Annotated in this window: 4 protein-coding genes; 2 read left to right on the top strand and 2 right to left on the bottom strand. The window is 67.8% G+C overall.

What is annotated here, in order from left to right:
• The first annotated feature begins 2 nt into the window (after positions 1 to 2).
• A complete protein-coding gene (locus QK444_RS32500) occupies positions 3 to 845 on the top strand; it encodes a neutral zinc metallopeptidase (protein WP_282785888.1) in 843 nt (280 codons plus the stop codon).
• A gap of 99 nt (positions 846 to 944) precedes the next feature.
• On the opposite strand, the gene QK444_RS32495 is transcribed toward QK444_RS32500, so the two are convergent.
• Both QK444_RS32495 and QK444_RS32490 read right to left on the bottom strand, forming a co-directional pair.
• Positions 945 to 2,246 carry an ammonium transporter gene (locus tag QK444_RS32495; RefSeq protein WP_282785887.1) on the bottom strand — a complete coding sequence of 434 codons (1,302 nt, stop codon included), beginning with the start codon at positions 2,244 to 2,246 and terminating at the stop codon, positions 945 to 947.
• Between the two features lie 106 nt (positions 2,247 to 2,352).
• Positions 2,353 to 3,225, bottom strand: a complete 873-nt coding sequence (locus tag QK444_RS32490; protein WP_282785886.1) for a hypothetical protein — start codon at positions 3,223 to 3,225, stop codon at positions 2,353 to 2,355.
• Positions 3,226 to 3,677: 452 nt separating this feature from the next.
• Here QK444_RS32490 and QK444_RS32485 point away from each other — a divergent pair.
• The coding region (locus tag QK444_RS32485) for a DNA polymerase III subunit gamma and tau (protein ID WP_282785885.1) at positions 3,678 to 4,886 on the top strand (1,209 nt) is incomplete at its 3' end.

The following is a 4,886-nucleotide window of genomic DNA, read 5'->3' as shown; positions in this document are numbered from 1 at the left end:
CAGTGCTGTTGATCGTCATCGTGGTGGTGACCGGTGTGCTGTTGCGCACCGCCCTGAGTGCCGGGGTGGACAAGCTCGGAGCGGGCGACTCGGTGGACACCGGTTACGGCCCGGATATCGGAGCGCTCGGCGTCGCCGAGACGGCGGGCAATCCGCTGCTCACCGATACCGACGCCACTCTCGTTCCGGCGGACTGCGATTACGCGCCGTGGAGCACCCAGGTGGAGCAGGCCCGCGCCTTCTTCGACTCCGCCGCCACCTGTCTGGAAGCGGGCTGGCGCGCGGTATTCGCCGAGGTGGGTCTGTCCTTCGAAGCGCCCGAGGTCACGGTGACCGCGTCCACCACCGGCATCACCACGCTGTGCACCGGCAACAGCAGCAATTTCGCCGCCTTCTACTGCTCCGCCGACAAGACCATCTACATGCCGATCAGCCAGTTGCAGACCGATGTCTTCAAGAACAACTGGGTGGTCTACCTGTCGGTGTTCGCCCACGAGTACGGCCATCACGTGCAGGCGCAGGCCGGAATTCTCGGCAAGGTGCACGCGCAGCGGCGCGAGGCGGGCGTCCGCTCCGACACCGGGCTCGAGCTGTCGCGCCGAACCGAGTTGCAGGCCAACTGTTTCGACGGCATGTACCTGTCTTCCTCCCGGGGCGGCGGGGCGCTCACCTCGGCGCAGATCGGCGTCGCGCGCAACGACGCCTACCATCGCGGTGACGCACCGGGGGATATGCGTGACCACGGCACCACGCAGAACGGCGGCGCCTGGTTCGAGGTGGGTCTCGACGAGAACCGCACCTTCGCGTGCAATACCTTCACCGCCCCGGCGAGCGCGGTGAACTAGAACCGGCACGCGCGGTGCACCGAAAGCGCGGTGCACCGGAAAGAACTCGAGCCCGTCGCGCGGCGACGGGCCCGAGTCGTGCATCGCGTCCCCTCGGGCTCAGTGCCCGAGCGGCCCCTCACCGATGCGCCGCGGTGAATGTCCGTGCACCCCTTCGGCGTAGGCGGTCTCGGCGTGCAGGGCGAAGTCGATGCCGCCCACCTCGTCCTCGTGGGAAACGCGGAAGCCGATCGTCGCGTCGATCACCTTGCCGATCAGGAACGAGATGCCGAAAGCCCAGGCGGCCACGGCCAGGACGCCCACCGCCTGCTTGCCGAGCTGGGTGAGCCCGCCGCCGTGGAACAGGCCCGCCGCGCCGCCCTCGCCGGTCATCACCTCGGTGGCGAGCAGGCCGATCAGCATGGTGCCCACCACGCCGCCGACGAAGTGCACGCCCACCACATCGAGCGAGTCGTCGTAGTTGGCCTTGAACTTCCAGCCCACCGCGAACGCGCACACCACACCCGCGGCCAGACCGACGATCATCGCGCCCAGGGTGTTCACGAAGCCGCAGGACGGCGTGATAGCCACCAGACCGGCCACCACTCCCGACGCCGCGCCGAAGGTGGTCGGCCGACCGTCGCGCACCTGCTCCACGGCCAGCCAGCCCAGCATGCCGAGGCAGCCCGCCACCAACGTGTTCAGGAAGACCGCGGCCGCGGTGCCGTCGGCCGCCAGCGCCGAACCGGCATTGAAGCCGAACCATCCGAACCACAGCAGGCCCGCGCCCAGCAGCACGAACGGCAGATTGTGCGGGCGCATGGCGTCCATCTTGAAACCGACGCGCGGCCCCAGCACCAGTGCCAGCGCGAGCGCCGAAGCGCCGGAGGCGATCTCGACCACCAGGCCGCCCGCGTAGTCGAGTGCGCCGAATTCGGCGAGCCAGCCCTCGGAATTCCACACCCAGTGCGCGATCGGCGCGTACACCAGCGTCGCCCAGATCGGCACGAAGATCATCCACGCGGAGAATTTCGCGCGGTCGGCGATGGCGCCGCTGACCAGTGCCACGGTGAGAATCGCGAAGGTCAGCTGGAAGGTGACGAACAGCAGATCCGGAATACCGCTGTTGGCCTCGGTATCGGTCACCCGCACCGTGCCCGGATCGAATCCGGAGAGGGCGAAATGATCGAATCCGCCGATGAATCCCCCACCCGCGTCCGGACCGAAGGCCAGCGTGTAGCCGACCAGCAACCACACCACGGTGACCAGCGGAATGGAGATGAAGCTCATCATCAGCATGTTGAGCACGCCGCTGGAGCGCACCATGCCGCCGTAGAAGATCGCCAGGCCGGGTGTCATGAGCAGCACCAGCGCGGTGCTGGCCAGCAACCACGAGGTGGCGGCGGCATCGATTGTGGGCACGGGGTAACTCCTTCCACGCGTTTCGCGTTTCAGGGAAGTTACCGAAACCTCACGTTTCCGCGTTGTTACGAAGAGCGTTCGTGTGTTACGGATTGTGCACGCGATGTTACGAAATGCTCACACGCGCGTCGGAGCGCGGCTTTTCCCGGGCTGGACGTCGCGATTTCTTGTTCAGCGCGCGCAGGCCGCGCGGTCCGGGCAGGGGGAGACCGTCGTCACGCAGCACCATCCATTCCGCGGTGGTCATCCACTGCTGCTGGGCGCGGGCGTCGGCGGTGTCGTTGAATACCCGCCGCCCGCGATCGTCGCGCAGCTCATGGGCCAGCACCGACCAGCGCGGCGGGCGATCGTGTTCGGCGAACTGATCGCGCAGATATGCGGCCACCAGGGTGCCGATCGCGTTCACCGGTCGCAGCGACACCCGATTTCCGTATTTCGCCGAATGGAAACGCCGTCCGGCGCACAGGGAGCGCGGAGAATCGTTGTAGGCGATCCAGCCCGCGCGTTGGGCGCGCTCGATGAGCCACAGGTGTTTCACAGCGGTCGGCGGAATATCGCCGACGTGCTCGCGAATAAGTGCCACAACGGGTTCCGACAGCAGAATGTCGCGACGGGTCGGACCGTTTCCGTTCAGCGTCCAGTATTCGTCGGTGAGGGTGGCGATCACCCGGCCGAAATCGTCGATGCCGCGCTGTGCGCGGCGGCCCAGACGCTCGATGCGCTCGGCCTCGCGGCGCATGTCGTTCTGGGTGATCAGGGTGCGGATGGCGGGCAGGGTGGGTACCTGGCCGCGATGCAGGAGTTCGAGGATCGCACCGGCGGTGGCGGGGTCGGCGGCTGCCGTGACCGGCAGCGATTCGCGGTGCAGATCGAACTCGCGCGGGCTGATGGCTCGGCTCAGCAGATCCGCCGCGGTTCGATTGCCGGCGAATTCGGTACCGGAAAGCCAGGCGGCTGCGATGTCGTCATGCGACGGCACGTTGGGCGTTTCCTCCGAGAGATTTGGTTGCGCCCCGGTCGGGATGAGGGACCGGCCGGGGACACCAACCTGATGAAGGTTTGGCTACCGAAGTTGCCGATGTCCACGGTAGCCAAGCAATTGCGATCTTGCCGCATCCGTTGACGGTATCGTTATGTCCGTAATGCGGAGTTGAAACCGGGCGCAGGTCTGTAGACAGCGATCATGCACTACAGCGGTATCCGGCAAATTCCGTTCCCGAACTACGCTGAGAATTTGCTGTGCATTCTTCTCGCACCGGGGGACTGCGTGACGTCGGCGAACGGGGCGCTCGGTTCCTACGTGATTCACATCACGTTTGCGGGTGGGTGGCGAACGGGAAGCGAGGCGGATTTTCGGTCGAATCGGACGCGCCGAACCGGGTCGGGACATCGGCGCATGCGCTGTCGGTGTCCGCCGGTAGCCTCTCTGCCGTGGCTCTCTACCGGAAGTACCGACCGGCAACGTTCGCTGAAGTCGTGGGGCAGGAGCACGTCACCGATCCCCTGAGTACGGCGCTCGACACCGGTCGCATCAGTCATGCGTACCTGTTCTCGGGACCGCGCGGATGTGGCAAGACCTCATCGGCGCGCATCCTCGCGCGCTCGCTGAACTGTGTGGAGGGGCCGACGTCCACACCGTGCGGAGTGTGCGCGTCGTGTGTGGCGCTCGCCCCGGGCGGACCGGGCAACCTCGATGTCATCGAACTCGACGCCGCGAGCCACGGCGGCGTCGACGACACCCGCGAACTGCGCGACCGCGCCTTCTACGCGCCCGCCGAATCCCGCTACCGCGTCTTCATCGTCGACGAGGCGCACATGGTGACCACCGCGGGCTTCAACGCGCTGCTGAAGATCGTGGAGGAGCCGCCCGCCCACCTCATCTTCGTCTTCGCCACCACCGAACCGGACAAGGTGCTGCCCACCATCCGGTCGCGCACCCACCACTACCCCTTCCGGCTGCTGCCGCCCGCCACCATGCGCGGACTGCTCGGCCGCATCTGCGATCAGGAAGGGGTGCAGGTCGAGGAATCGGTGTACCCGTTGGTGATTCGCGCGGGCGGCGGTTCGCCGCGCGACAGCCTCAGCGTGCTGGACCAGCTGCTGGCCGGCGCCGGATCCGAGGGGGTCACCTATCCGCGCGCGGTGTCGCTGCTCGGCGTCACCGATATCGCCCTCATCGACGACGCCGTCGAGGCGCTCGCGACCGATGACGGCGCCGCCCTGTTCGGTGTCATCGACCGCGTGGTCGAATCCGGCCACGACCCCCGCCGCTTCGCCACCGACCTGCTCGAGCGCCTGCGCGACCTGATCCTGCTGCGCGCCGTCCCCGACGCCACCGACCGCGGCCTGGTCTCCGGCCCCGGCGACGTCCTCGACCGCATGCGCGCCCAGGCCGACGCCATCGGTCCCGCCACCCTCACCCGCTACGCCGAACTCCTGCACGAGGGTCTCGGCGAGATGCGCGGCGCGACCGCCCCCCGCCTGCTGCTCGAGGTCATCGCGGCCCGCATGCTGCTGCCCTCGGCCACCGACACCGAATCCGCGGCCCTGCAACGCCTGGAACGCATCGAACGCCGCCTGGCGGGTGCACCCCTGCCCCCGGCCGCCGGTAACGCCGCGCTCGGTAACCCGACCGCTGGC

It is taken from the genome of Nocardia sp. CC201C (assembly GCF_030010695.1).
GTDB lineage: Bacteria > Actinomycetota > Actinomycetes > Mycobacteriales > Mycobacteriaceae > Nocardia > Nocardia otitidiscaviarum.
Note: the sequence above shows the minus strand (reverse complement) of the source record. Positions and strands in the feature narration are given on the sequence as shown.